The sequence below is a fragment of the Gemmatimonadota bacterium genome (assembly GCA_041390105.1).
GTDB lineage: Bacteria > Gemmatimonadota > Gemmatimonadetes > Longimicrobiales > Gaopeijiaceae > JAGQIF01.
In genome coordinates this window covers 288,799-313,907 of the sequence record JAWKQO010000003.1, presented here as the reverse complement: position 1 = coordinate 313,907, position 25,109 = coordinate 288,799, and the positions used below count along the sequence as shown (strand labels likewise).

Annotated in this window: 22 protein-coding genes; 9 read left to right on the top strand and 13 right to left on the bottom strand. The window is 68.5% G+C overall.

Annotation, left to right across the window (positions count from 1 at the left end):
- Positions 1-4 precede the first annotated feature (4 nt).
- A complete protein-coding gene (gene gyrB, locus R3E10_14430) occupies positions 5-1,939 on the top strand; it encodes a DNA topoisomerase (ATP-hydrolyzing) subunit B (GenBank protein MEZ4416944.1) in 1,935 nt (644 codons plus the stop codon).
- 61 nt (positions 1,940-2,000) lie between these two features.
- On the opposite strand, the gene R3E10_14425 is transcribed toward gyrB, so the two are convergent.
- From R3E10_14425 to R3E10_14395, 7 genes are all read right to left on the bottom strand, one after another.
- Positions 2,001-3,038 (bottom strand): hypothetical protein, encoded by a 1,038-nt coding sequence (locus R3E10_14425; GenBank protein MEZ4416943.1) that lies wholly within the window; start codon positions 3,036-3,038, stop codon positions 2,001-2,003.
- Positions 3,039-3,099: 61 nt separating this feature from the next.
- Entirely contained in the window at positions 3,100-3,411 is a 312-nt protein-coding gene (locus R3E10_14420) for a hypothetical protein (GenBank protein ID MEZ4416942.1), read from the bottom strand.
- Positions 3,412-3,676: 265 nt separating this feature from the next.
- Entirely contained in the window at positions 3,677-4,438 is a 762-nt protein-coding gene (locus R3E10_14415) for a CPBP family intramembrane glutamic endopeptidase (protein MEZ4416941.1), read from the bottom strand.
- Positions 4,435-5,022 (bottom strand): winged helix-turn-helix domain-containing protein, encoded by a 588-nt coding sequence (locus R3E10_14410; protein ID MEZ4416940.1) that lies wholly within the window; start codon positions 5,020-5,022, stop codon positions 4,435-4,437. The genes R3E10_14415 and R3E10_14410 overlap by 4 nt, the downstream gene beginning before the upstream one ends.
- A gap of 94 nt (positions 5,023-5,116) precedes the next feature.
- On the bottom strand, positions 5,117-6,610 hold the full coding sequence (locus R3E10_14405) for a CRTAC1 family protein (GenBank protein MEZ4416939.1): 1,494 nt from the start codon (positions 6,608-6,610) through the stop codon (positions 5,117-5,119).
- Positions 6,607-7,896 (bottom strand): Xaa-Pro peptidase family protein, encoded by a 1,290-nt coding sequence (locus R3E10_14400; GenBank protein MEZ4416938.1) that lies wholly within the window; start codon positions 7,894-7,896, stop codon positions 6,607-6,609. The genes R3E10_14405 and R3E10_14400 overlap by 4 nt, the downstream gene beginning before the upstream one ends.
- Before the next feature lie 2 nt (positions 7,897-7,898).
- Entirely contained in the window at positions 7,899-8,918 is a 1,020-nt protein-coding gene (locus R3E10_14395; protein MEZ4416937.1) for an acetamidase/formamidase family protein, read from the bottom strand.
- A 238-nt stretch (positions 8,919-9,156) separates the two neighbouring features.
- Between R3E10_14395 and R3E10_14390 the strand changes: the two genes are divergently transcribed.
- The 5 genes from R3E10_14390 to R3E10_14370 are packed head-to-tail and all read left to right on the top strand — an operon-like array spanning position 9,157 to position 14,536.
- Complete coding sequence (locus R3E10_14390) at positions 9,157-11,043, top strand: ATP-binding protein (protein ID MEZ4416936.1); 1,887 nt, start codon at positions 9,157-9,159, stop codon at positions 11,041-11,043.
- 20 nt (positions 11,044-11,063) lie between these two features.
- The gene (locus tag R3E10_14385) at positions 11,064-11,432 is read left to right on the top strand and encodes a response regulator (GenBank protein ID MEZ4416935.1); all 369 of its coding nucleotides are present in this window, start codon (positions 11,064-11,066) and stop codon (positions 11,430-11,432) included.
- Positions 11,433-11,436: 4 nt separating this feature from the next.
- Positions 11,437-12,543, top strand: coding sequence for an ATP-binding protein (locus tag R3E10_14380; GenBank protein MEZ4416934.1), 1,107 nt, complete (start codon positions 11,437-11,439; stop codon positions 12,541-12,543).
- Positions 12,540-14,099 carry a PAS domain S-box protein gene (locus R3E10_14375; GenBank protein ID MEZ4416933.1) on the top strand — a complete coding sequence of 520 codons (1,560 nt, stop codon included), beginning with the start codon at positions 12,540-12,542 and terminating at the stop codon, positions 14,097-14,099. The genes R3E10_14380 and R3E10_14375 overlap by 4 nt, the downstream gene beginning before the upstream one ends.
- Positions 14,096-14,536, top strand: coding sequence for a response regulator (locus tag R3E10_14370; GenBank protein ID MEZ4416932.1), 441 nt, complete (start codon positions 14,096-14,098; stop codon positions 14,534-14,536). The genes R3E10_14375 and R3E10_14370 overlap by 4 nt, the downstream gene beginning before the upstream one ends.
- A gap of 30 nt (positions 14,537-14,566) precedes the next feature.
- Here the strand turns inward: R3E10_14370 and R3E10_14365 are convergent, their stop codons facing one another.
- The 6 genes from R3E10_14365 to R3E10_14340 all read right to left on the bottom strand — a co-directional run bounded on the left by R3E10_14365 (position 14,567) and on the right by R3E10_14340 (position 20,761).
- Positions 14,567-17,233, bottom strand: coding sequence for an ABC transporter permease (locus tag R3E10_14365; GenBank protein ID MEZ4416931.1), 2,667 nt, complete (start codon positions 17,231-17,233; stop codon positions 14,567-14,569).
- Positions 17,230-17,577 (bottom strand): PadR family transcriptional regulator, encoded by a 348-nt coding sequence (locus tag R3E10_14360; GenBank protein MEZ4416930.1) that lies wholly within the window; start codon positions 17,575-17,577, stop codon positions 17,230-17,232. The genes R3E10_14365 and R3E10_14360 overlap by 4 nt, the downstream gene beginning before the upstream one ends.
- Before the next feature lie 103 nt (positions 17,578-17,680).
- A complete protein-coding gene (locus R3E10_14355) occupies positions 17,681-18,307 on the bottom strand; it encodes a hypothetical protein (GenBank protein ID MEZ4416929.1) in 627 nt (208 codons plus the stop codon).
- Positions 18,304-19,731: a hypothetical protein gene (locus R3E10_14350; GenBank protein MEZ4416928.1), complete on the bottom strand. Its 1,428-nt coding sequence runs from the start codon at positions 19,729-19,731 to the stop codon at positions 18,304-18,306. Before R3E10_14350 ends, R3E10_14355 begins: the two co-directional genes overlap by 4 nt.
- A 150-nt stretch (positions 19,732-19,881) precedes the next feature.
- Entirely contained in the window at positions 19,882-20,412 is a 531-nt protein-coding gene (locus tag R3E10_14345) for a GNAT family N-acetyltransferase (protein MEZ4416927.1), read from the bottom strand.
- A gap of 37 nt (positions 20,413-20,449) precedes the next feature.
- The gene (locus R3E10_14340; GenBank protein MEZ4416926.1) at positions 20,450-20,761 is read right to left on the bottom strand and encodes a hypothetical protein; all 312 of its coding nucleotides are present in this window, start codon (positions 20,759-20,761) and stop codon (positions 20,450-20,452) included.
- Between the two features lie 223 nt (positions 20,762-20,984).
- Between R3E10_14340 and R3E10_14335 the strand changes: the two genes are divergently transcribed.
- Genes R3E10_14335 through R3E10_14325 form a run of 3 tightly spaced genes read left to right on the top strand, consistent with a single transcriptional unit; the run spans position 20,985 to position 25,105 of the window.
- Complete coding sequence (locus R3E10_14335; GenBank protein ID MEZ4416925.1) at positions 20,985-22,283, top strand: aminotransferase class I/II-fold pyridoxal phosphate-dependent enzyme; 1,299 nt, start codon at positions 20,985-20,987, stop codon at positions 22,281-22,283.
- 25 nt (positions 22,284-22,308) lie between these two features.
- Positions 22,309-22,920 (top strand): YigZ family protein, encoded by a 612-nt coding sequence (locus tag R3E10_14330; protein MEZ4416924.1) that lies wholly within the window; start codon positions 22,309-22,311, stop codon positions 22,918-22,920.
- A gap of 13 nt (positions 22,921-22,933) precedes the next feature.
- Entirely contained in the window at positions 22,934-25,105 is a 2,172-nt protein-coding gene (locus R3E10_14325) for a M20/M25/M40 family metallo-hydrolase (GenBank protein MEZ4416923.1), read from the top strand.
- Positions 25,106-25,109 lie beyond the last annotated feature (4 nt).

Sequence of the window (25,109 nt, the reverse complement as noted above, 5' to 3'; positions counted from 1 at the left end):
GAGCATGGCGGCCGACAAGAAGAGCAAGGGAAGTGACTACACCGCTGGGCAGATCCAGGTGCTCAAAGGCCTGGAGGCAGTGCGGAAACGCCCCGGCATGTACATCGGCTCCACATCCGCCCGCGGGCTGCACCATCTGGTCTACGAAGTCGTCGACAACTCGATCGACGAGGCCATGGCGGGATACTGCACCGAGGTCCGGGTGACCATCCACCCCGACGACTCGGTGACGGTCGCGGATGACGGGCGCGGCATTCCGGTCGACATCCACCCGACGGAGAAGGTGCCCGGCGTCGAGCTGGCCATGACCACGCTCCATGCGGGCGGCAAGTTCGACAAGAGCACCTACAAGGTCTCCGGCGGTCTACACGGCGTGGGCGTCAGCGTGGTCAACGCCCTGTCCGAGATGCTCGAGGTGGAGATCCGCCGAGACGGGAAGGTCTACAAGCAACGCTATCGGCGTGGTGTCAAAGAGCACGATCTGAAGGAGGTGGGCAAGTCCAAGGAGACCGGCACCACGGTCACCTTCAAGCCGGACGCCCAGATCTTCACCGAACTGCGCTACAACTTCGACACCCTCTCCAATCGTCTGCGCGAGCTCGCGTTTCTGAACAAGGGACTGCGCATCGTCCTCGAAGACGAGCGAGAGAAGCCCAAGCTCGAGGAGACGTATCAGTACGAGGGCGGGCTGGCCAGCTTCGTCGAGTTCCTGCGTGGGACGCGCTCACCGCTCCACGACAAGGTCGTCTATTTCGAGGGGTCCAAGCCGGAAGCGGAGATCGAGCTGGCCCTTCAGTATGACGACGGATACTCCGAAAACACGCACACCTTCGTCAACAACATCAATACGCACGAGGGTGGATCCCACCTGACCGGCTTCAAGGCGGCGCTCACCCGCACCATCAACGACTACGCCCGCCGCAACAAGCTCTTCAAGAAGGACGACGAGAGCCTCTCGGGCGACGATGTGCGCGAGGGCCTGACCTGCGTGCTCAGCGTCCGCGTCATGGAGCCCCAATTCGAGGGGCAGACGAAGACCAAGCTGGGCAACTCCGAGGTACGGGGCGCGGTGGAGGCGGCCGTCAACGAGCATCTGGGGATCTTCCTGGACGAGAATCCCAAGGCCGCCCGTGCCATCATCGACAAGTCCCTGCAGGCTGCGCGCGCCCGCGAAGCCGCGCGCAAGGCGCGGGATCTGGCCCGGAAGAAGAGTGCCCTGGAGGGCGGTGTGCTTCCGGGTAAGCTGGCCGACTGCTCACTCACGGATCCCTCGCTCTGCGAGATCTACCTGGTCGAGGGTGATTCCGCCGGTGGCTCCGCCAAGATGGGTCGTGACCGTCAGTATCAGGCGATCCTGCCCCTGAAAGGAAAGATCCTGAACGTGGAGCGGGCCCGGATCGACAAGGTGCTGTCCAACGACGAGATCCGCGCCATCATCACCGCGATCGGTGCCGGCATCCGGGACGACTTCGACATCGGCAACGCCCGGTACCACAAAGTGATCATCATGACGGATGCCGACGTCGACGGTGCCCACATTCGTACCCTTCTGCTGACCTTCTTCTTCCGTCAGATGCGTGAGCTGATCGAGGAGGGCTACGTGTACATCGCGCAGCCCCCGCTCTACCGGGTGCAGAAGGGCAAGTCCGAGCTCTACGCCTACTCCGACCAGGAGCGGGACGACATGGTCAAGCGGCTCGACAAGGGCGCCAAGGACGGGAGGGTCAACATCCAGCGCTACAAGGGTCTCGGGGAGATGAACCCCGAGCAGCTCTGGAAGACCACGATGGACCCGGAGAGCCGCACCATCCTGCAGGTCACCATGGAGAGTGCCGCCGAGGCGGACATGATCTTCTCTCGCCTCATGGGAGACGACGTCGAGCCCAGGCGCGAGTTCATCGAGAAGAACGCGAAGTTCGTGCGCAATCTGGACGTCTAGGCAGCCCTGCCCCACTGGTGCGGAGCGTCCCTGGGGAAGCTGCGGCCGGAGGTGGCCGATTTCAGTTCAGGGCGAGGCGGACCTGAACGATCTCGAAGTCGGTGATGGCGGTAAGCGTGTCCCCCTTGAGGGTGGCGCTGTTTGCGCTCGCGAGCAGTGCTGCCGTGGTGGGATCACGACTGACGAGCTTGCGTACGGTCCGCTGCTCGAGGTCGACCCAGAGCCCGAAAAAGTCGGGACCCCGCGTCAACAGCAGCACCGAGGCCTCATCTTGTGCTTCGGCGTCCTTGGCGAGACTACGGCTGGCGGTCGTCTCCCAGGGGAGGTCCGCGGTCCTCAGGTCCAGCTCCTCCACAAGGGGATGCCACAGGCGTTCGGGGAGGGAGGCCCGTTCCAGGAGGTCGCCGCTGTCGAGCGAGTAGGTGAGCACCGTGCCACTGCGGGGTTCGAACACGAGCACCCTGGAATCGGCCACGCCGAGCAGGTCGAGCATTTCCAGTGCGGCGCCGTCGGCCGAGCGCAGCGAGTCCAGATCGGACGGTAGGTGTCCGAAGCGCCTGACACGCATCCCCTCGACTTCCGTCAGGAGTGCAGCGGAGTCCGGCATCAGAAGCAGGGCGGCGCGGTCCGAGAGAAGTGCCACGTCGTGCAGTCCGCCATCCCCAGTGAGCAGGTTGATGACCCCGTGGTACTCTCGGCTCTCGGCCCCGAACACGAGGATGCGGGCTGCCTCGAGGTCGTAGACGCCGATCCAAGGTCCGGAGCGCGAGAGCAGGTAGGGGCTCTGCGCTTCCCCGGGCCCCTGCCCGCGCTGCGTCAGCCGTGCCCGTACGCGGAGATCGGGCGTGATGTCCACGAGTTCCGAGACCCTGGGGTCGGTGACCAGGTAGCCTCCGGGCGTGGAGCGGATATGGACGGGCGAGGTCAAGCCGAGGGTATCCTCTAGGATCTCGACCCGGTGGGCGATCGTTTCCACGACCTCGATGTCCTCGCTCAGTGCCAAGGCCTCGGGAGGAGCCTCCGGGTCGTGGGAACAGGCGCCGGTGAGGAGCGCGGGAATCAGCGCGAAGCGGGCGACTACCCGGTGAGCTGCGTTCATGGAGCGCTCCTCGATCGTTGAGGAGCGCGCCCAGCGTGGGCCGGGCGCGCTCCGGTCCGTGTCAGATCAGCTGGTAGGTGCCGCAGTTCACCTTCGTGTAGCCTCCTCCGAGCATCGAATACGTCCCCTCGTAGTACTGCACCTCGGTGGTGCTGCTCACGCTTCCCCCGAACTTCGAGAGGGAGCCGCCGGCGCTGACCGTGATCGTCTTCTTGACGAGGGACTCTCCGATCAGCGTGCCGAAGGCGGCCCAGCTCGAACCGCCCGAGATGTAGTCCGCGCACCGGGTCGGGTCCGCGCGCAGCGGTTGTGGGCGGTGGAACGTCAGTGTCATCGCAGCCAGAAGTGCCAGAAGGAGTGACCGTCGAAGCATCGTGCCTCCTCGTGCTGGCGCCGCCCCCAGGTGGAGCGGCCGTGAGTGGGACGCCGCGCCCAAGGGCGACGTCCGACAAGCTCACGCGGCACCAGGTGCGCGAGGATGTGTGATTTGGCCGACTTGTGCTGGTAACCTGAGCCCGCCGCGGCCGATATGTCCATGGCTGGATGGGACGGATTGGGTAGGGCGGCGACGGCTTGTTTCTGAGGGGTCCGAGGGGTGGTGGCGTGCCCTCGGACGAAGAGCCGGCGTCCGGCGGCGCTTATCCGGCGACCTGCGACTCCGAGGCCGCGGAGGCAGCAGAGGCGGCTGCCCCCTCGGCCGCAACGGCTTCGAGGATCTTCCGACCCACGGCGCCACCGTGCAGGTCGATGGCCGTGTGCAACGCCATCGGCCAGAGCAGCGAACCCGTGGCGACGAACAGAAGGGCGGCCCCCAGGCCGATGATGCCTGTCTTCAGAACGCCGGCGCGACCCTGGTAGGCATGCGCCAGCCCGAACGCCACGCCTGCGAGCAGCGCGGCAGTCCAAAGGCCGGTGAAGACGGCCAACACCGCGATCAGGTAGCCGCGATACAGGACCTCCTCGCAGACGCCGGCCGTCAAGGAGAGCCACCGAAACGTGGAGGCCTCCGGCTGCGTGTGCGGGAGTAGATCCGCCACGCCGTCTGTATGGCCGGCCAGCCCCGCCAAGGTGGCTCGATCGAGCCCCGACACTGCGCGCCACTGCGCAAAGAGGAAGAGTATTCCGGCCAGTGTCACGCCGATGCCGAGGACCGACCGGAGATCCAGGGGCAGGGTCAGTCCGAGCAACTCCCGGGTCCGACCGGCTGCGAACCACCAGACCATCACCAACGCGGTGAGGAGCCACTGGCGCAGCATGCCACCCAGGTACTGTCTCCGCCGTGCGGCGGGACCTCCGCTGCGCACGCGCTCCTGGAAACGCCGATAGCTCCAACGCGCATACAGCGGGGCGACCACGAGCAGCAAGGCCGTGATCAGGTAGTCCAGCAGGACGGGCCTCATGGGTCTCTGCTCCTCTGGGAGGGGCTGGCGTCCCGAGCCGGGGTCAGCACGAGAGTGATGGCGTAGAGCCGCTCGGAGCTCGGCGTCGCCTTCGCAGTCCGGAACAGCGACACCAGCTGCTCGATCAAGGCGTTGGCGCGCTCGAGTTGGCGGGCGCTCAGGCGGGCCTTTCCGCGCAGCGCCACGAGCTCGCGCTCGCACCCGGCCGTGCACGCGTCTCCGGCGGCGAGCGCCTCCGACGTCTCCCGGCCGGTGAGGCGCAGCATGGCCCGAATGGCGCGGCCGGCCGCCTCCACCTCGCTCGGAGCCGTAGCGCGGGCGGGCACCGCGAGTCGCTCGGGAACGACCGCGAAGACGCGTTCGCGCTCCCGACCCTCCCCGCGCTCCTCGGCGACGCGCACCAATCCGGCCTTCTCGAGCTGGGCGAGGTGGTAGTAGAGCGACTGCACCGAGCGGCCCAGACGATCGGCCAGCTCACGGGCGGACGCCGGGCCCTCTCCCAATGCCGAGACCAGCTCGATGCGAGCGGGCGAGGCGAGGGTGGAAAGAGGGGTGCTCTTGGGCGAGCGGGAACGGGAGGCCATGGGCGGCGCAGTCATTCCAAATAGTGTTGATTTTGGAATAATAATAGGACATTCGGCCCAGGTGGTCAACTGGATCGACGTCGGGGCGGTGTCGCTACCGCTGAACCGTCAGCACTCGCCCTGGCAGGGTGCGGAAGTCGACCCCTCGTGCCCATTCGCTCACACGGCCCTGGGGCGTGAGCAGAATCACCTCGACATCCACGGCGACAATGCCGGCGGGCAGACCGAGGTGCACGGGCGCCGTCCCCTGGGAGCAATACCCACCGCCCGTGTCCACCAGACGCGCCCCGAGGAGCCGGTCTGTTCCGGACTCGTAGACGCGCACCTCCGAGCCTGCGCGCGTGTGGTGCCCGCGTGCATCCAGCACCCGGACCTGGATGGAACGCCCGGCGCGCTCCGTGGGAAGCGTGTTCTTGAGCAGCGGGTGGGTCCCTACCTCCGGGTCGTTGTTGGCCAACGCCAGGTCGAGATCGCCGTCCTGGTCGTAGTCCGCCCAGCGAACGCCGTGGCTGGCACCCTTTCGCAGCACGAGCGCCGGCGTCACGTCGCTGAAGCTGCCTCCGACGTTGCGGAACAGGTGGTCGGGAGCCTCCGGCTCGGCGCTCAAGAAGGCCGCCACGAACAGGTCCGGCCAACCGTCGTTGTCGTAGTCGCCCCAGGCGGAGGTGGTGGAGTGGTGGTCCGCGGCCATCTCGGTGCCTTGGGCCACTTCCGTGAAGCTGCCGTCCCCGTTGTTGCGCCACAGCGCGTCCGGGCCGTAGTTGGCCACGAACAGATCGAGGTCCCCGTCGTTGTCGTAGTCGGTCACGTCGGGGCCCACGCCGCCGATCTCCTCGGTCCGCATGCCGCCGTCCATGCCCATGGCGGCAGCCACGTCCGCGAAATGGCCTCCGTCGTTGCGGTAGAAGCCGTCCGCGTCCCCGTTCTGATTCGCCACGAACGCGTCCAGATCACCGTCCTGGTCGAAATCGAACCAGGCCACGCCAACGGTGCGGCGGGGATCTCCGATCCCGCTCGCCTCGGTGATGTCCACGAAGGTACCGGCGTCGTTCCGGTAGAGACGATTCGGTCCGTCGCGCAGCGCCACGAACAGGTCTACGTCCCCGTCGCGGTCGACGTCGATCCAGGACGTCTGTCGCGTGGTGCCTTCCACATGGATGCCCAGCGACGCAGTCACGTCCGTGAAGTGCGCTCCGTCCCCGTCGTTGCGGTAGATACGGTCGGGAACGCTGCCCGCGGGGAACCCGATGTAGACATCCAGGTTGCCGTCCGCGTCGTAGTCACCCCAGGCCGCCACCCGGGTGTCTTCCGGGCTGGCCAGGCCGACCTGCTCGGCCACGTCGGTGAAGGTTCCGCCGTCGTTGCGATACAGACGGTCCGGCCGGTTGCGGAATCCCACGAACAGGTCGAGGTCTCCATCGTTGTCGAAGTCGATGAACGCGTTGGGTTGCGCCCCCGTGGCCGAGAACAGCTCCGGTTGCACCGACTCGAAGCTGGGCGGGAAGTCCGGGTCCTGGAGGGTGCCCTGTTCGGCGGTGCAGGCGCTCAGAAGGCACAAGACCGCGGCGACTCCCCGCCCGCGGTTCATGCCACGCTCCCGAAGGGATCGGTCAACGACGGCGACTGGGGCGTGAAGAGCTTGGCGCCTTCCTCGGTGATGTACATGCAGTCCTCCAGCCGCACGCCGAACTCCCCGGTGATGTAGATGCCGGGCTCATCGCTGAAGGTCATCCCGGGCGCGAGTGGCAGCGTGTTGCCGCGCACGAGGTAGGGCCACTCGTGGCCGTCCATGCCGATGCCATGGCCCACGCGGTGGGTGAAGTAGGTGTAGTCCGGCCCGTAGCCGGCATCCGAGATCACCTTGCGGGCTGCCGCGTCCACCTGCTCGCAGGGGACGCCGACCTGGGCCGCTGCGAGTGCCGCCGACTGGGCGGCGAACTCGATCTCGAAGACATCCTTCATCTTCTGGGTGGGCTCCCCCAGCACGAAGGTGCGACTCATGTCCGAGCGGTAGCCCTCCACCCCGCAACCGCCGTCGATCAGCAGGATCGTGCCTTCGCGGATGACCTGGGGGGTGCGCGACCCATGGGGCAGAGCAGAGAACTCGCCGGTCTGCACGCTCGCCCCGCCGCTGAAGCCCTGCTGCTCGTGCGCCTGCGACACCAGGCGGCCGAAGTCGCCCTGGGTCATCCCCTCCTCCAGCGACTTGTAGGCGGCCTCGTACGCGCGCAACGTCGCGTGGTTGGCCAGGGTCATCAGCTCCAGCTCGTGCGCGTCCTTCACGATCCGGCAGCCAGCAGTCACCGGGGTGCCGCTGGTGATCTCCAGCGCGGGCGCTGCTTGGGCCACGCCGTCCGAGAACACGAAGCGCACAGTCTCCTCGATGCCGACCCGGCCCGCGGCGATCCCCCGTGCGCGCAGGCCCTGGGCGATCAGGGCGTAGGGACTTTGGTCCTCGTGCCAGGTCATGACGTCACTGGCATCGTCGAAAGGCCCGTCGGCCAGCTGCTCGCGGGCGCGGTCCTCTTCGAACGACGGACAGACGACGAAGGGACTACCCGTGCGCGGGACGATCAGAGCCAGGAGCCGCTCGGACAGCCCCCACTGGATGCCGGAGAAGTACATCAACGACGTCCCGCCCGTGAGCATGAGGGCATCGATGCGGTTGTCGGTCATGAGCCCGCGCGCTCGCTCGATGCGCCCCGCCCGCTCTTCGCGGGTGATGGGCCGGGCCTGGTCGCGGACGGACGTGAGGGCGGCGATCGCCGGGGGCAACGAGGAGGAGCGCTCGGTGGTCTGCGAGACGGCGCCCTGGCAGGCGGTTCCGGCCAGCGCCGCGGAAGAGACGCCCAGGAAAGAGCGACGAGAGATCATGTTCAGGTTCCTGCGCTGAAGATGGATTTCGGAATCATGACGTGGACGCCGACCTTCTGGTCCACGAGCTGTGTGATGCGTAGATCGCAGGCCAGGCTCACCAATCGGTACGCCTCGCCCGTGTCGAGCCCATAGAGGTCGTGCATCAGCAGCGTCGCCTGGCGGATCGCGATGCGCGTGGCCTCCGCGAGGTCCTCGTCCGCACCCATGGCGATCCAGTGCGTCTGGGTCTCGCCTCGGGGCCATTCGATGCTCCGGCCTTTGTGCACGATGAGCTGGATGAGTCCGCGCAGGGAGGTCTCGATGGCGGTCTGGTCCACCTCGCCGTCTCCCTGGGCCGCATGCCCGTCGCCGATCTCGAAAAGAGCGCCCGGCACGTGTACGGGGATGAAGAGCGACGTGCCCGCCACCAACTCGCGGTTGTCGATGTTGCCGGCATGGACCCAGGGCGGCACGGAGCTCCAGCGGCCGGCGTCCGGTGGCGGAGCCACACCCATGCTCCCGAAGAAGGGGCGAAGCGGGATCTGGATGCCGGGGGAGAACTCGGCCAGCATGCGCTCCCGGTCCAGACGGAAGATGCGGGTGCGTTGCTCGGGGCAGAGGTCCCGCATGAAGCCGCTGCAGCCGTTGTAGCCATAGGGGATGGGGAGATCCACCGAAAGGATTCGCACCTCCAGCACATCCCCCGGCTCGGCACCCTCCACGTAGACGGGGCCCGTGAGGATATGCCCGCCGGGCCCTCGGTCGGTGACCACCTCGGTGATGTCCCGAAGGTTGAGCTGGACCTCCTCGGGTGGCACTCCGGCCGCCTCCAGACGCTCAGGAGTGGAGGTCAGCATGGTGGAGACGTCGACGATGTCCCCTGACTGGATCCGGAGGACGGGGGCGGCCTCGGCCCAGTAGTACCCCCAGGCGACCGTCCGCGGGGTCGCGTCCAGGCGGTGGACGATGGGGGTCTCCTGGGCCCCGACGGCCGGCGCGGCGGCCAGCGCGACGAGGACGAGCGGTAGGGTGCGGGGCATGGCGGTCAAGATGCTCGGCCAGCGGCGGCAGCGGCAAGCAGCGGGGGCGGTGCGCCCGGGGTGCCCGGCGGCGGAGCGCACGGTTCCGGAGCGCCCCTGGCCCCGGGCCCCGGAACCCCGGGGCCGGGCGCCCGGAACGGCTCCGATTCGGGCAGATCCGGCCTCAACTCACCCCTCTGTCGACCCGATCCTCAAGGGCGTACCCGCTGGATTGGCGGGACCGCCATGGGGGCCGCCGATGTCGCGACAGTGCAATGTCCTGCTGGTCGAGGACAATCCCGGGGATGCCAAGCTCGTCGAGCTCATGCTGGACGACCTGAGCAACTCGTCGTGTCGATATCGCCTGACCCATGCCCGCACGCTGAGCGAGGGCGTTCGAGCCGCCGAGGAGAACCCCTTCCACGTGGTTCTCCTGGACCTCTCCCTTCCTGACGGCATGGGAGTCGACAACCTGACGCCCATCCAGGCCCAGGTGGGCGACACGCCCGTGATCCTGGTGACCGGTCGGGGAAGCGAGAAGCTGGCGGTCCAGGCGCTCAAGCAGGGGGCCGCCGACTACCTGAGCAAGAGCGACCTGTCCGCGGAGGTGCTGCACCGCACGATCAGCAACGCCCTCGAGCGCACCACCTACAAACGCAAGTTGGCCGAACTCGAGACCTTCAAGGCCAATCTGATCGCCACCACGTCCCACGAGCTACGCACACCGCTCGCGATCATCCGGGAGTACGTGGCCCTGGTGCGGGACGGGGTACCCGGTCCCATCAACGACACGCAGAAGGACTGTCTGGAGAGTGCGCTCCGCAATTGCGATCGTCTGGCGGCCCTGATCAACGATACGCTGGACCTGCAGCGGTTGGACAGCGGCACCACGGCCATCCGACGCGAGCGGACCGACCTCTGGTCACTCGTGGACTCCTGTACGCGTGACTTCGCCCTGCAGGCTGAGCGCAAGCGGCAGACCCTGGTCGTCGATCTTCCCGCCGATCTGCCCATGGTCCTGGCCGATCCGCAGCAGATCATCCAGATCATGGTCAACCTGCTCGGAAACGCCGGCAAGTTCACCCCGGAAGGCGGTCGGATCCGAGTCACAGCGGAGAGCGGCCTGGACGCCGTGTCGGTATCGGTGGAGGACACGGGGGTGGGCATCCGCCCGGACGACCAGAACCACATCTTCGAGCCTTTCGCCCAGGTGGACCGGCGGGATGCGCCCGGCGCCCAGGGCACGGGCCTCGGCCTCGCGATCGCCGCCCGCATCGCCGAGTTGCATGAGGGTGCCCTCTCTGTGAGCAGCGCGCTCGGCCAAGGGGCCACGTTCACGCTGACGTTGCCGATCCACTCTGCGCGCAAGGAGCTGACGGCGCTGCTGCACGATCACGTGCAAGCCGCGGCACAGGACGGCAAGCGCGTCGGATACGTGGCGGTCCGCCTGCGGCGCGAGGCGATGGAGAAGTCGCCCACCTTGCTGGACGAGTTGCATACGGCCGTAGCGGGCACCTTGCGCAGGCGCGACGATTCGGTGGCCCTGTCCCGCGACGAAGCGCTGGTGCTCGCCGTGGGCGAGACCGAGCGCCCCGGCTCGCAGGGCCTGCTGCAACGCATCGAGGCCACGGTGCTCGAGCATCTGGGCCGCACCCTGCCCGTGGAGTTCGCCTCCGGAGAGGTCGGGCCGGATGACGAGATCTCCTTCGCGCTCGAGCGCCTGGAGTTCGCGCCCGCTCGGCATCTGCCGACCCGTGTGCTGGTCCTGGAGAACGTCCAGGGCGCGGGGCACGGCACATCGGAAGTGCTGGCCACGTCGGAGCTGGCACTGGCGGTGACGACCGCGACCGACGTCTTCGACGGAATGGCCGCGCTCGGTCGCGTGCGGCCCGACGCCGTCGTCGTGGATGCCTCCCTGCCGGGCTGTGCGCCGGACCAGATCATCCGGCGCATCCGTCGGCACCAGCCCGATTGCCGCGTGATCGTCCTGGCTCCGAGGGAGCGGGTCGAGCTGCCCCTGGAGGGAAGCGAGTCGCTGTGGCTGGAACCCAACAGCAGGTCCGAGTTGCTCTCCGCGCTCGGGAATATCTGTGAGGGACGCACCTGGAGCGCTGAAGAGGAGGGCGCCCAGGTCGTCGCGCACTGAAACCAACGGAGAACCGAACCATGAAGGTCCTGATCGTCGACGACGAGCATGACGTGCTGCGGGCGCTCAAGATGCGCTTCGAAGCCAACGGATACCAGGTGTGCTTCGCGTCGGACGGCGTGCAGGCCACTGCCATCGCGCGCCGCGAGCGACCCGATCTGATCGTGCTGGACATCGGCATGCCGGGCGGGGATGGGTTTGTGGTCGCAGAGCGCCTGCGGGCCACCGCGACCACGCAGATGATCCCGATTATCATGCTCACGGCGCGCACGGGGATCAGCGATGCACAGCGCGCGATGGAGCTGCAGGTGGATCGCTATCTCACCAAGCCCTTCAATCCCGAGGAGCTGCTGCGCGTCGCCGCCCAGCTGACCGGACAGGCCGCCTGAACCGATGGACGCAGGCGTGGCGGTGCGCTCTGGTGCGCTGGTGGTACGCGTCCAGGACGTGGGGGCCGAGTGGGAGGTTCGACACGTCTCGGACAGCGTAGGCGCCCTGCTGGGGCTTCCCGCCGCGGAGGTCGTGGGTCGTCAGGGTGTCTGGGAAGCCAGGATCCACGATCAGGATCGTGGGAGAGCGCTGCGCGCCGCGCAGTCCGCCCTCGAAGGCGAGACGAGCTCGGTGGAGTACCGGATCCAACACGCCGACGGGACCTGGCGCTGGGTACTGGACCACATGAGTCCGCCGGATGAACCGCTCGCGCACCCGACGACCCTCACCTGCGTGTCGCTCGACATCACGGAGCGGCGCACCCGTGAAGACGCGCTGCGCCGGCAGGTTGAAGCGCTGCAGCGCTCCAATCGCGACCTGGAGCAGTTCGCACATATCGCTTCCCACGACCTTTCCGAGCCACTGCGCATGGTGTCGTCGTACACGCAGATCATCGCGGACCGCTACGGAGAGCGATTGGACGAGGCCGGCCTCGAGCTGCTGGCCTTCGCCGTGGAAGGCGCCCACCGCATGCAGGCGATGGTGAAGGGGCTTCTCGACTACTCACGTCTGGGGCAGGGAGAGCGGGTCCTGCAGGCAGTCGATACGCTGGCGGTGGCGCAGGCGGCCCGTGCTGCGCTGCGCCTCTCCTTGGAGGAGGCCGGCGCAGAGCTCGAGATCGGCGAGCTCCCGACGGTGCCGGGAACGGAGTCGCAGCTGTTCACCCTCTTCCAGAACCTGGTTGCCAATGCGGTGAAGTTCAGGAGGGAGGGGGTTGCGCCTCGGATCCGCACCTGCGCGACGCGCGAGGACGAGCACTGGCGCTTCGAGGTAGAGGACAACGGCATCGGCATTCCGCCCGAAGCCTACGAGCGCGTGTTCCAGATCTTCCAGCGCTTGCATGGGCGGGAGCAGTATGCTGGAACGGGGCTCGGGCTGGCGTTGTGCCGACGCATCGTGGAGCGCCATGGTGGACGCATCGGGATCGCGCCCGCCGAGGAGCACGGCACTCGCTTCTGGTTCACGCTTCCCGCGGACGCGCCGGCTGCGCCGGCTGGAGAGTCGGTGTGACGCCACGCGCTGCCGCCGACGTGGTGCCGGTGCGCGCCGGCCCCGCCACTTCCGCGCCCTCCACCTCGTTGGGCGACGCCGAGGCGACGGACGCGTTGTACGGGACCCTCATGGGGGTCATGGCCGAAGGCGTGGCGGTGCACGACGACCGCGGCAGGATCGCGGCCTGCAATGCGGCGGCCGGGCGGATCCTGGGGGTCGACCCCGCAGGTCTGGTGGGGCGCGCCTTCTCGGACCCCGATTGGCGGACCGTGCAGCACGACGGCCGTCCCTTCACGAACGGTGGGGGTCCGGTCGAGCGGGTTCTCGAGACCGGTCGGCCGGTGCGGGAGGTACTCCTGGGCCTCGCACGCGCGGACCGTTCCCGGGTGTGGATCGCACTCAACGCGGAGCTCATCCAGGACGCCGCCACGGGTGCCGTGACGGTGCTGACGACCTTCCACGACGTGACCTCCATCCGGGAGGCGACGGAGGCGCTCAGGCGCACCCAGGAGGAGCTGAACAGCTTCTTCACGATGTCCCTGGACATGCTCTGCATCGGCGGCTTCGAGGGACGCTACCTGCGCGTCAATCCTGCCTTCACCGAAACTTTGGGCTTCTCCGAGGAGACGTTGCTCCGGCGGCCTTTTCTCAAGTTCATCCATCCCGCCGACATCAACCCCACGGTCGAGCAGCTGCGTCGCTTGGCCAACGGGGAGATGACCCTGCGCTTCGAGAACCGGCACCTGCACAAGGACGGGCACTACGTGTGGCTCTCCTGGTCCGCACGACCGGATGGGGCGGGACGCATCCACGCGCTGGCCCGCGACGTGACGCAGCAACGCGAAGCTCAGGCGGCCCTTCAGCAGTACGCCGAGCACCTGGAGCGGAGCAACAGCGCTCTGGAGCAGTTCGCCTTCGCTGCCTCGCACGACCTGCAGGAGCCGCTGCGCACGGTGAGCAGCTATGCACGCCTCCTCGACGAACGCTATCGAGGCCGACTGGATGGAGACGGGGACGAGTTCCTGCATTACTTGACGGATGCCGCGGACCGCATGCGGCTGCTCGTGCAGGACCTGCTTTCCTACGCCCGCTTGGGCCGGCAGGGAGCCAAGCGCCAGCCGGTCGACGGCGGCCGCATGCTGGCCAACATCCTCAACGACCTCGACACCGCCATCCGGGAGGCGGGCGCGGTCGTCGAGGTGGGACCGCTACCGGTCATCGAGGGTGACGCGACCCAGCTGGGACTGGTGATGCAGAACCTGATCGGAAATGCCATCAAGTTCCACAGCAAGCGACCGCCTCATGTGCGTGTGCAGGCGCGCGAGCAGGAGGACGGTTGGGAGATCTCCGTGGCGGACAACGGAGTTGGCATCCCTGCCGAGCACAGGGAGAAGGTGTTCGAGGTATTCAAGCGCCTGCACTCACGCAAGCGATTCCCGGGCACGGGCATCGGACTCGCCATCTGCCGCCGCATCGTGGAGGACCACGGCGGACGCATCTGGGTCGAGGCCGGCGTGTCCGGGGGCTCGGTGTTTCGCTTCACCATCCCGCGAGCGTCGGAGGGACGATCATGAAGCTGGACGGCAGCATCGACTGGCTGTTGGTCGAGGACAATCCCGCCGACGTGCGGCTGGTGCGGGAGGCACTGCGGGATGCCCCTCGCGCCGTGAACCTGCACGCGGTCGAGGATGGGGACGAAGCCCTGGAGTTCCTGGAACGGCGCGGCGGACACGAAGAAGCGCCGCGGCCGGACCTGGTGCTGCTGGATCTGAACCTTCCCGGCATAGACGGCCGCCAGGTACTGGCCCGCATCAAGGCGTCCGAGGCGCTACGCGAGATCCCGGTGGTGGTGATGACCACGTCGGACGCCGGGAAGGACGTACACACCTGCTACGCGCTGCACGCCAACTGTTATGTCGTCAAGCCGATCGGCCTCAGCGAGCTGAAACGCGTGCTGTCGGCGATCCTGTCCTTCTGGTTCGACATCGTCCTGTTGCCGGGTACGGCGTAGCCGCTCCCTGGCGCAGGCGCCCACGGCGTCTCAGTCGACGCGGATCACGCTGAGCGGGTCGACCCGCGCTGCGCGCCGCGCCGGCATCCAGGTTGCCAGCACCGCGACGGCCCCCAGGACCAACCCGACCCCGACGAAGGTGGGGACATGCACGGGGGGGACGCCGTAGAGCGCGGCTCTGAGGAGCTGCGCCGTGGCCATCGCCCCCACGCTTCCCAGCGCGAGTCCCAACGCGGCGGGCCGCAGGCCGCTGAGCAGGGCTTCGCGCTGCACGTCTCGAGGGCCCGCTCCGAGTGCCAGGCGCACCCCAAAGTCCGGGAGGCGCGTGCCCACGAGGTGCGACATCACACCATAGACGCCAAGCCCGCCCAGCAGCAGTGCGATCCCACCGAAGGCGCCCAACAACCCGGCGAAGAAGCGTCTGCGGTCCATGGACGCGTCCAGGAGCTCCGACAGCGGCTGGGCGCTGGGAATCGGGATGTCGGGATCGAGCGAGCGCACGATATCCCGGATGGCGGAGGTGAGCGCGGAGAGCTCCGGTCCCTCGACCATCAGGACCATGCTCACCGGCGGCGGCCCCCACTGCGCATGCGGGACGTACATCTCCGGCAGCGGCTCCAGGTCCAGGGCGTGTTGGTGCACGTCGCCCACCACTCCGACAATCCGGTAGCTCAGGCTACCGAAGATGCGGATCTCACGTCCCAGCGGATCCTCGCCGGGCCAGAGCTCCTCGGCCATGGCGTGGTTGATCAGCAGGGAGCGCGGCGCGCCCTGGCGGTCCTCGGCGGTGAGGGGGCGACCGCTCAGCACCGGCATGTCCACCGCGGAGAAATAGCCCGGCGTGACCATGCGGATGTTGGCGGTTTCCAGATGTCCGTCCGCTGCTGGCGGGACCCCCTCGGCCAGATACGGGAAGGACCAGTTCCCGAGGGTGAACGGCTCCAGCTGTATGCTGCCCACGCCGGTTACTCCGGGCAGGGCCGCCACCCTGGACTCCAGGTCCTGCCAGAGCTGACGCGCCCGCTCCCCGGCGTAGCGCCCCTCGGAGGGGGCCAAACGCACGCTCAGGACATCGCGGGCATCGAGACCGGCGTCGACCGAGCGCAGCGCGGCGAAACTTGCCAACATCAGGCCGGCGCCCGTGACCAGAATCATGGCGAGCGCCATCTCCAGCACCACGAGTCCGCGGTTGATGGAGTGTGAACGGCGCCCCCGCGAACCGCCCCGGGACGAATCGTGCAGCCCGGTATGGGGTGCGTCGCGTGCGGTGCGCCACGCGGGAAACACACCGAAGAGCAGGACGGATCCAACGCTCGCCGCGAGTGCGAAGGCGAGGGCCCGTCCGTCGACACCCCCATGCAGCGCAGCGACGCGGGGGAGCCCCGACGCATCCGCCACGCGCAGTCCGATGAGGCTGGCGTGCGCCAGCAACGCTCCCAACCCTCCGCCGGCGGCCGCGAGGAGCGAGCTCTCCGCGAGCTGCTCACGCGCCAGTCGGAAACGATTGGCACCGAGCGCCGAGCGCACGGCCAGGTCCTGACGCTGTCCCACGGCCCTGGAAAGCAGCAGATTGGCCACATTGGCGCACGCGATCAGGAGCACCAGCACCACCGCGCCCAACAGGGTCCAGAGCGTGCGGCGCACGTCTCCCACCACCGCGTCCAGCAGACTCACCGCGCTGGCCGACGCCACCTGCTCGGCGTCCATGCGTCCGGGATTCGCTGCGGCCACGTCCGATACCACACCCTTCAGTTCCGCGGTGACCTGCTCCAGCGTAGCCCCCGGCGTCATTCGACCCACGACCGAGTTCACGTACCACGAAGAGTCGGCGGCGAAGTCGCGTCCCGGTGGGATGTGCAGCGGAATCCACGCGTCGACCGGAGCCCCCAGCGGCTGGAAGCCCTCCGGCATCACGCCGACGATCTCACGGGTCTCGTGCAGGTAGCCGTCCAGGCGAATGCGCCGGCCCAGCACCTCAGCACCCCCGAAGCGCGAGCGCCACAGGCCGTACGAAAGCAGGACTACGTCCGACTGCGCCGGGTCGGTGTCTTCCGGTCGGAAGGCGCGGCCCAGGGCGGGCCGCACGTCGAAGACATCGAAGTAGCCCGCGTCGACCGCGAGCACGGTCAGCACAGTGGCTTCGCCCTGCCCGGTGAGGGTCAAGGCCCACCGCGAAAGGCCGGTGGATGACTCGACGGAAGGGGTACCCGCGCCCAGAGTGCGTGACAGCCAGATGTTCTGATTGGCCTGTGGAAACAGCTGCACCAACCGCTCCGACTGCGTGTAGGGGAGCGGCCGCAGCACCACGGCGTCGAGCACCGTGAACATGGCCACGCTGGCACCGATGCCGAGAGCGAGGGTGCAGATGGCGACCGCGGTGTAGCTGGGGCTGCGCCGCAGCCGGCGCATGCCCTGACGTAGGTCGCGTCCCAAGTCACGTAGCAGATCCCGGCGGCTCTGTCGCTGGCGTCGTTGGCGCTCCGCGTCGTGCATCTCCCGTCGCACCTGGTTCAGGTCCCCGAAGGCGGCTTGGGCCATACGGCGCGCGTCGTCCTCCGCGTGCCCTTGCCGCATCAAGTCGCGGACGCGGCCTTCCAGGTGGAAGCGCAGTTCTTCGTCGATTTCGCGCAGCGCCGGATCGGGGGTGCGGCCCGCTGCGTCTCGTGGGGGGCGGTCCAGCCGGCGGGGCTTCTTCATCCTTGCTGCTCCGGACTCACTTTCAGCACGCGCGCCACGGCCTTCACGTAGTCCAGCCAGCCCGCCTGCTCTCGTGCCAGCCGTTTCTGGCCCCTCGCGGTCAGCCGGTAGAAACGGGCACGGCGGCGCGCCTCGGAGATGCCCCACTCGGACTCGAGGAGTCCGTCCCGCTCCAGGCGACGCAGGGCGGGATAGAGCGCCCCTTCGTCGATCTGGAGCGAGGACCCGGTCAGTCGGTCGATGCGGCGCTGGATCTCGAGGCCATGCAGCGCCTCATCCTCGAGCGTTTTGAGCAGCAGGAGGTTCAGCGTTCCGTAGAGGGTCGACGCTTCGATACCGGTCATCGCTCGGGGCCCGGGCTGGTGGGGCAGTGGAGTGTTCCGCTTACTATAAGCGGCTTATAGTAAGAAGGCAATGGAAGGACGGCCACGGGCAGGGAGCCCTACGTCAGCGGACGATGCGGCCCACGCGCAGAAGGACCTCCCAGGACCGGTTGGTCACCGAGCCAGCCACCCCGTCGAACGCGCTGTTGAGTCCCTCGGTGACGCGGGCCTCCAGCCCGACGCGAGTGGAGCGGCCCACCTCGAAGGCCAGGCCGGTGCCGGCGGTCGCGGCGAGCACGGTTCCCGTCTCCCGTTCCAGGAGCGTGTTGAGCGTCGCGGTGCGGTTGGCCCGCAGGAACTGCTCGAGCGTGGGACCTGCCAGGAGGAAGGCGCTCGCCGGGCCGACCTGGACCCGCGCCTTGAAGTGGAGAGACACACTCAGGTAGTCCACTTCCAGCGTACCGCTTCCCGTGCGGTCGGGGTCGGTCTGCGCGTTCCAGACCTCCGTGCCCCGCCGCACCAGGGCCATCCCGCCGAGGAGCGACAGCGAGGGAGCGGGCAGGCGCACGTCCGCGAAGGCGCCCATGACCAGGCCGGAGATCCGATCTGTCTGATAGGGCGCGTCCCAGAGTTGCCTGGACTGGGCGATCCCGGCCTGCACGCCGACCTCGGCGCGCTCCTGCGCTCGCAAAGGCGCTGCGAGAGCGAGGAGCGGACCAAGCGCCAGCGCCGTGCCCAGGCGTCGGGTCACTGCGTCCTCAGCGTCAGGAACTCAGGCTGTGTCTCGGTGAGGATCTCCTGGATGGCCGCGCGGTCCTCGGCGCTCAGGTGTGCGAAGTCGGGGTCGGTGTCCCGACCCGAGAGGATGGCGTCGAGGCGGTCGTACACCGTGCGTCGCACCAGCTCGGGCAGTGCCTTGAACGCGTCAGAGTAGATCAGGAAGCTGAGAGGATATCGGAAGACGCGGTGCTCCAGGTCGAAGTCGCGCAGCGAGCGGCCGCGCGCGTCGCGGGGACCCCGCGTCTGGAACTGCTCGGCGAAGCCCGAGGTGCCGGTGACGGGGCCGCCCACGTCCACCTCGCCCACGAAGAGCATGCCGCGCACCAGACGCTCCACCACCCCGTCGATCCGCACGCGGGTGATCGGCAAGAAGCCATCGGCGGGCGGCTCCTGCCCAGAGCTGCGCAACACGAACTCCTGCTCCCGGAGGGCGGCGCCCGCTTCCTGGGCGGCCAGGGTGATGAGGTTGTGCACACGCGCCTGGTGGGCCAGCACCAGCAAGGCGACGATGTCGCTGTGCGGGGTGAGGTAGGGCGAGGTGTCGAAGCGCCCCTCCAGGTCGGTGGCGTGGGCGTCGGCCGTCATATCGAACTCGGCCAGATAGCGAGCCCGATCCGAAACCTCATGGCTGAGCACGGGCGCCATGGTGTTGCCCGAATGGTCCGTAGCCGCGGCGCTCCCCGTTACGTACCACCCTCCCCAGCGCTCCGCGATGGGCGTGCGCTCGGTGGTCGGCCCTTCGTGCACGTTCGTGATCACGTAGCCGTGGCGGTCGGTGAGCACCGAGAGGAGGATGAACCCGGGCACGCCCCCGGTCACGGTTTTCGACTCGTGGCACATCAGGCAAGCAGTGGTCTCGCGCTTGAAGCGCGGAGCCCCTTCGGGATTCTGTGGGAGCGTGTAGAAGTAGCCGCCCTCGTCTGGATCGACGGAGGCGATCTCGAGGATCGGGCTCTCCTGCACCCACCCGATGTAGACGTCGTCGTTGAAGTAGAGCGCCCGTGGTGTCCAGGGTGCGATGCGGTCGGTTTGCAGGCTGGTCCGCGAGAAGACCAGCCCCTGGGACTCGAGGGGCACGTCGAGCGCCGCCAGGACCGAGGGCAGGTATCCCCGGATCGAGTCGTATTCGAGCGTCAGCTCGCCGGCGTCCAGACGCTTCTGCAGCCGCGCAATGGGATCGATGGGACTGTCCGGGTCCCCTTCAGTGATCTGCACGGGCGGTGGGACACGCCGCGCGCGGGGGGCCTGAGTCGAGACGGCCTGCACGGGCGGCTCTGCGGGTGTGGCGGCCGGTCCGCCCCCCGGGGCTGTGGCACACGCCACCGCCAGGACGCTGCTCACCGCCAGCGCCAACGCCGCGGCACTGCCGACCCGGTCTGAGGCCCATCCGGACATCGCCATTTCCTCCCCTAGAGGTCCTCTTTTCAGGCAGAATACCACCCGCAGGGGTCGCCCTGCCGTCGGGAATCCTCCCACACGAAGGGCGCCCGGGCCAGATGCGCCGTGGATCGGCTGTGTCGACTCCCGTGGCCGGGCCGTCTGGTGTCAGAGGGGGGCGTCTGCCGCGGGGCCCGCTCCGTTCGATGCGAACAGGCGCACCTCGTGCCCTCCGAAGGGGATCCGGCCCTCGTCCTGGAACCCCAACCTCGACAGAAGGCGCGCCGAGGCCTCGTTGCCCAAGGACGTGATGGCCACGATTCGATCCAGGCCGTGGTCGCAGCGGCCATGGTCGAGCACGGCCCGAGCGGCCTCGTAGGCGTATCCCCTCGACCAGAAAGCGGGAAACAAGGCGAACCCCACATCGACGTCTTCGAGCTCGGGGCGTCTCAGCAGGCCGCAGATCCCAATGGGGATTCCCTCGTCTCGCAACTCCACCCGGTACAGACCGAATCCGTTTGCTTCGTAGCTGCTCAGCGGACCACCCCGCAGGTACTCGCGGGCATCGTCCAGGGAGCGGACGCCCTTGTCGCCGATGTTCTCCAGGAAGGAGGGCTCGTTCAGCAACGCCAGAATGAACGGTGCATCATCCTCGGTGAGGCGGGCGACGCGCAGGCGTTCTGTCTCCAGGACGGTCACGAGGGTGCACCTTCCGTGCGACTGCGCCCGGTCCGGCTCAGCCGACGCTCTGGAAGAGGTTGTCCTCGATGCTGGCACCGATGAGCAGCCCCTGGTCGCGTGCCTCGGCGATCAGCGTGCGATACCCGGAATCGGTCTCCAGGCGGCTCCAGACCTGTTCGAAAGCCGCAAGCGATTGGTAACGACTCATCCAGTGGATCTGAAAGACGCTTCCGCCGATGGAACGCAGGACCTCGACGGAGACGCCTTCGATGTTCGCGTCGATGTAGCGTGCCACCTTCACGCCCCACTCGAACGCCTTGTCGACCTGCCCGTCGTGAATCTCTGCACTGCGGATGGCGGTGATCATACGCTGCACTCCTCAGGAGGGGGGGCGGCAGAGTGCCGGGATCGGAGGTTGGGCTGGTCCATCCGCGATGGCAAGGCGTTGGTAGGCGACCGGCCCAGGCCACGGGGGGGGAAGGGGAGCGGGTGGGGGCACGCTTGCCACCGAGACGGTTGCAGGTCGAAGTTCCCGGCCCGCTGGGCCCTCCCGGGGGCCGCGCGTCCACGCACGAGCGGAGCAGCGATCGATGGCGGTGTTGGCGGAGCGATTGAAGGCCCTGGGCACGGAAAACGCGTTCAAGCTGGGCGAGGACATCCAGCGGTGCGTCGAGCGGGGCATGGACGTGATCCGCTTCAACCTGGGTGCGCCCGACTTCCGCAGCGCCCCCTACCTCAACGACGTGGCCATCGCCGAGCTGCAGGCCGGCAACGCGACCTATTGCGATCCCCAGGGGCTGCCCTCCTTCCGGAAGGCGATCGCCGCGCACGTCACGCGAACCCGTGGTGTGGAGGTGGGGCCGGAGCGTGTGGTGGTCACCGCCGGGGGCAAGCCGCCCATCGGCTACACGTTCCAGACCTACGTGAACGCGGGGGACGAGGTGGTCTATCCCAGCCCCGGGTTCCCGATCTACGAGTCGTGGGTCACGTTCGTGGGTGCGACGCCCCGGCCACTGCGGTTGGCCGAGGAGCGGGGCTTCGCCTTCACGGCAGACGACCTGGCTGCTCGTGTGAGCGAGCGCACGAAGCTGGTCATCCTCTGTTCCCCTTCCAATCCGACCGGCGGTGTCTTGTCGGAGGCTGCGCTGTCCGAGGTGGCCGACGTGATTCGCACGCGCTGCCACCCCGACGTGCGCGTGTTCGCCGACGAGATCTACGAGCACATCCTCTTCGACGGCGAGCGCCACCACAGCATCCTTTCCCAGCCGGGCATGGCGGAGCGTACGGTCCTGGCGAGCGGGCTTTCGAAGGGCTACGCGCTCATGGGCTGGCGGCTGGGGTGGGCCGTGCTGCCCACCAAGGAAGAGGCCGCCGTCTTCAAGCAGCTCAACATCAACACCATCTCCTGTGTGCCCCCCTTCCTCCAGGAAGGCGGACGGGCGGCCTACGAGGACCCGCGCTCCGCCGATACGGTGTCCGACATGGTGCGGCAGTTCGAGGAGAGGCGGAACTGGGTGGTCCCGGCCCTCAACGCGATCGACGGCGTAACCTGCCAGATGCCCAAAGGTGCCTTCTACGTCTTTCCCAACGTCGAAGGCGTCTGTACGCGTCTTGGCGTGTTCGAAGCGCACGCTGCGCTGCCCGACTCCGCGCGCTCCCGCACCACGCCCGCCGGGATGCTGCAGATGTATCTTCTGTACCGCTACGGCATCGCCACCATGGACCGCGCATCCTTCGGGAAGATCGGCTCCGAGGGCGAACACTTCCTGCGCCTCTCCATCGCCAACAGCATGGAGGACATCCAGGAAGGCGTCGCACGCATGGAGCGCGCTTTCTCCGATCCGGAGGGGTTCGCAGCGTTCCTGCGAGAAGAGCGGCTCTGGGGATAGCGGCGTGGAGCCGGGCCCGGTAACCGTGACGCGCCCGGTCCGCGTGGAGATCCCCAAGATCAAGGGCTCCCGATTCATCGCAGATCTGTCGCAGGCCGGCTCGGCGGCCGACGCGGACAGGTTCGTGGCCCGCGTGCGCGAGGAGTTCCCTGATGCCCGCCATCACTGCTTCGCTTGGCGAGTGGGACGTGGCGGCGACACCTTCCGGTACAGTGACGACGGGGAGCCGTCGGGTACGGCCGGGCGCCCCATCCTGCAGCACCTGGAGGGTGGGGCGGTCACGGATGCGGTGCTGGTGGTCACGCGCTATTTCGGCGGAACCAAGCTGGGCGTGGGCGGGCTGATCCGTGCCTACGGCGCGGCCGCAGCGGCGGTGCTCGCCGAGGCCGAGTTGGAGCCGCTGATCGATCGGCGGGACGTCGTCGTGCGATTCGACTATCCGGAGTCCGGCGCAGTCAGCGGTTTCCTGTCTGCACACGGGCTGGAACCGAGCGCGTCCAGGTACGGAGCGGAGATCGAGCTCGTGTTCGCAATCCCGGAGTCCGACGTGCGTGGTTTGGTGGACGACCTGCGCGAGCGAACCGGAGGGCGGGCCCAGATCGAGATCCGTGCTCACGGCGGTAGGGCGGGATCCTGAACGAGGAGGATTGATGGACGGGTATCCCTTGCTGAAGCGCTATACAGCGGTGGCCGGCCTCTGCACGATCGGCGTCCTGGCCTCCCCAGGAACCGGAGCGGCGCAGTCGCCGCAGGCCGGGCTCGATGCGCTGGCGCAGTGGACGGTGCTGGACGTGGCCACGGGGTACGAGACCCGCAGCGCGGAGGCGCTGGCCCGTGCGCTCGGCCCCGGTTGGAGCGCGGACGCCTGGGGCAACGTGGTCCTGCGTACAGGCTCGGGGACCCCTCGACGCGTAGTGGCCTGCGCGCTGGATCGTCCGGCGCTGGCCGTCAGCGAGATCCGCGCGGATGGATACCTACGGGTGCATCGCATCGGTCGGGGATCGCGCCACCCGCTGTGGGACCAGGCGCACGAGGCGCAGCAGGTGCGCATCCTCACTGCCGCCGGACCCGTCGCGGGCGTCGTGGCGAGTCCGAACGGGCACTTCGCGCAGCAGCATGCTGCCGACTCGGCGGTGGTGAGCGCCGATCAACTGTGGGTGGATGTCGGAGCACGGGATGCGAGCGAGGTGCGCGCGCTCGGCATCGAGTTGCTGGACCCGGTCACCCGCCATTGGCCGGCCTGGAGCTACGCGGGAGGCGTGGCGGCTCCGGACGCGGGTCGGCGGGTAGGCTGCGCGGCTGTGGCCACCGTGGGTGAGCGCGCCCGTGCCGGGGGCGCTCCGGCTGGCGAGTCCTGGTTCGTACTGAGCGCGCAGGAGGTGTTCGGCTGGGTCGGCCTGAGCGCACTTCTGGCGCGCTCCGCTCCGGTGGCCGACGTGATTCTCGTGGGGCCGGGTGAAGCGGCGTTCACGCGCGGGACACGGTCCGCCGAGCGGATGGGCAATCTGGGAGGCGTCCTGGGTGCGCTCGGGTTATCGCAGGTGACCTGGATCGCTCCTCGCGTGGAGGCTCCAGGTGCCCTCTCCGAGCGCGTCCAAGCCGAGGATGCGGCCGCGCTGCGCACCGCCGTTGCCGACGCGGCCGGGGTGTCGCTCTCGGCGAACGCGCCCTGGCTGGCTCCGCCCGCCCGGGCGGCTTTGCACGTGCCTCCCACCCCCGCCCGCCTGGTGCCGGCGGCCGACCTGCTCCGCACCCTGGTGGAGCTGCATGCCGTGCCCGGACACGAGTGGGCGGTGCGCCGGGCCGTCCTGGAGGCGATGCCACAATGGGCGCGCGAGCGCGCTCTGGTCGACGACGTGGGCAACGTCATCGTCGAAGCGGGACCCGATCGCGACACCACCGTCTTCATGGCGCACATGGACGAGGTCGGCTACGAGATCGAGTCGATCGCCCCCAACGGCGTCGTCACGTTGGGCACTCGCGGAGGTGCGGTCTCCTCCGCGTGGGAAGGGCAGACGGCGTTGGTCCACATCGACCCGCCGGGCATGCCCAGCGTGGCCAGCGGCGAAGGCGGACCGCCGACCCGCGAGCGAGCGCTCGCGGCCCTGCAGACGGAAGCAGCGCCGCCGCTGAGAGGGGTGTTCCTGACGCGCGATGTGGCCACCCGTAAACGGCCGAGCGAGATGCAGGCGTGGTTCGGCCTCGATGCCGAGGGGCTCGCCACGCGTGGGGTACGCGTGGGTGCCGGTGTGACCAGCCACAAGGAAGGCCTGCGGCTGGGACCGACTCGTTTCACGGCGCGCGCGTTGGACGACCGCGCGGGAAGCACGGCGTTGCTGCTGGCCTTGCGTTCCATCGACCCGGAGCGGCTGACCCACAAGGTGTTGTTTACGTGGTCGGTGGCGGAGGAAGGCGGGCTGCGCGGTGCTGGCGTCATGGCGCGCCGCTACGGTGCCTCGGCTCGCCGGATCTTCAGCATCGACACGTTCGTCTCGTCGGACACGCCGCTGGAGTCCTCCCATTTCGCGTACGCGCCGCTGGGTGCCGGACCCGTTCTGCGCAGCATCGAGAACTCGAGCGTCTCGCCCCCGGCCGAGCGCGCGCGGGTCCTGCGCATCGCGGAAGCGGCGGGGCTCCCCGTGCAGGTGGGACTGACCCAGGGGGGCACGGACGGAACGACCTTCACGTTCTGGGGAGCGCCCAACGCGGGACTCTCCTGGCCGGGCCGCTACAGCCATGCGCCCGGAGAGGTGCTGGATCTGGTGGACCTGGGCCGGCTGGCCGAACTGATTGCGGCGGTGGCGCTGGCGCCCGAGGCCTAGGGCG

Excerpts from the sequence above, each read along its gene's own strand:
- R3E10_14380 (MEZ4416934.1), top strand. The coding sequence starts at position 11,437 with ATGGACGCAGGCGTGGCGGTGCGCTCTGGTGCGCTGGTGGTACGCGTC.
- R3E10_14365 (MEZ4416931.1), bottom strand. The coding sequence starts at position 17,233 with ATGAAGAAGCCCCGCCGGCTGGACCGCCCCCCACGAGACGCAGCGGGC.
- R3E10_14350 (MEZ4416928.1), bottom strand. The coding sequence starts at position 19,731 with ATGTCCGGATGGGCCTCAGACCGGGTCGGCAGTGCCGCGGCGTTGGCG.
- R3E10_14395 (MEZ4416937.1), bottom strand. The coding sequence starts at position 8,918 with ATGCCCCGCACCCTACCGCTCGTCCTCGTCGCGCTGGCCGCCGCGCCG.
- R3E10_14425 (MEZ4416943.1), bottom strand. The coding sequence starts at position 3,038 with ATGAACGCAGCTCACCGGGTAGTCGCCCGCTTCGCGCTGATTCCCGCG.
- R3E10_14410 (MEZ4416940.1), bottom strand. The coding sequence starts at position 5,022 with ATGGCCTCCCGTTCCCGCTCGCCCAAGAGCACCCCTCTTTCCACCCTC.
- R3E10_14420 (MEZ4416942.1), bottom strand. The coding sequence starts at position 3,411 with ATGCTTCGACGGTCACTCCTTCTGGCACTTCTGGCTGCGATGACACTG.
- R3E10_14400 (MEZ4416938.1), bottom strand. The coding sequence starts at position 7,896 with ATGATCTCTCGTCGCTCTTTCCTGGGCGTCTCTTCCGCGGCGCTGGCC.
- R3E10_14385 (MEZ4416935.1), top strand. The coding sequence starts at position 11,064 with ATGAAGGTCCTGATCGTCGACGACGAGCATGACGTGCTGCGGGCGCTC.
- gyrB (MEZ4416944.1), top strand. The coding sequence starts at position 5 with ATGGCGGCCGACAAGAAGAGCAAGGGAAGTGACTACACCGCTGGGCAG.
- R3E10_14335 (MEZ4416925.1), top strand. The coding sequence starts at position 20,985 with ATGGCGGTGTTGGCGGAGCGATTGAAGGCCCTGGGCACGGAAAACGCG.
- R3E10_14370 (MEZ4416932.1), top strand. The coding sequence starts at position 14,096 with ATGAAGCTGGACGGCAGCATCGACTGGCTGTTGGTCGAGGACAATCCC.
- R3E10_14340 (MEZ4416926.1), bottom strand. The coding sequence starts at position 20,761 with ATGATCACCGCCATCCGCAGTGCAGAGATTCACGACGGGCAGGTCGAC.
- R3E10_14360 (MEZ4416930.1), bottom strand. The coding sequence starts at position 17,577 with ATGACCGGTATCGAAGCGTCGACCCTCTACGGAACGCTGAACCTCCTG.
- R3E10_14325 (MEZ4416923.1), top strand. The coding sequence starts at position 22,934 with ATGGACGGGTATCCCTTGCTGAAGCGCTATACAGCGGTGGCCGGCCTC.
- R3E10_14415 (MEZ4416941.1), bottom strand. The coding sequence starts at position 4,438 with ATGAGGCCCGTCCTGCTGGACTACCTGATCACGGCCTTGCTGCTCGTG.
- R3E10_14405 (MEZ4416939.1), bottom strand. The coding sequence starts at position 6,610 with ATGAACCGCGGGCGGGGAGTCGCCGCGGTCTTGTGCCTTCTGAGCGCC.
- R3E10_14390 (MEZ4416936.1), top strand. The coding sequence starts at position 9,157 with ATGTCGCGACAGTGCAATGTCCTGCTGGTCGAGGACAATCCCGGGGAT.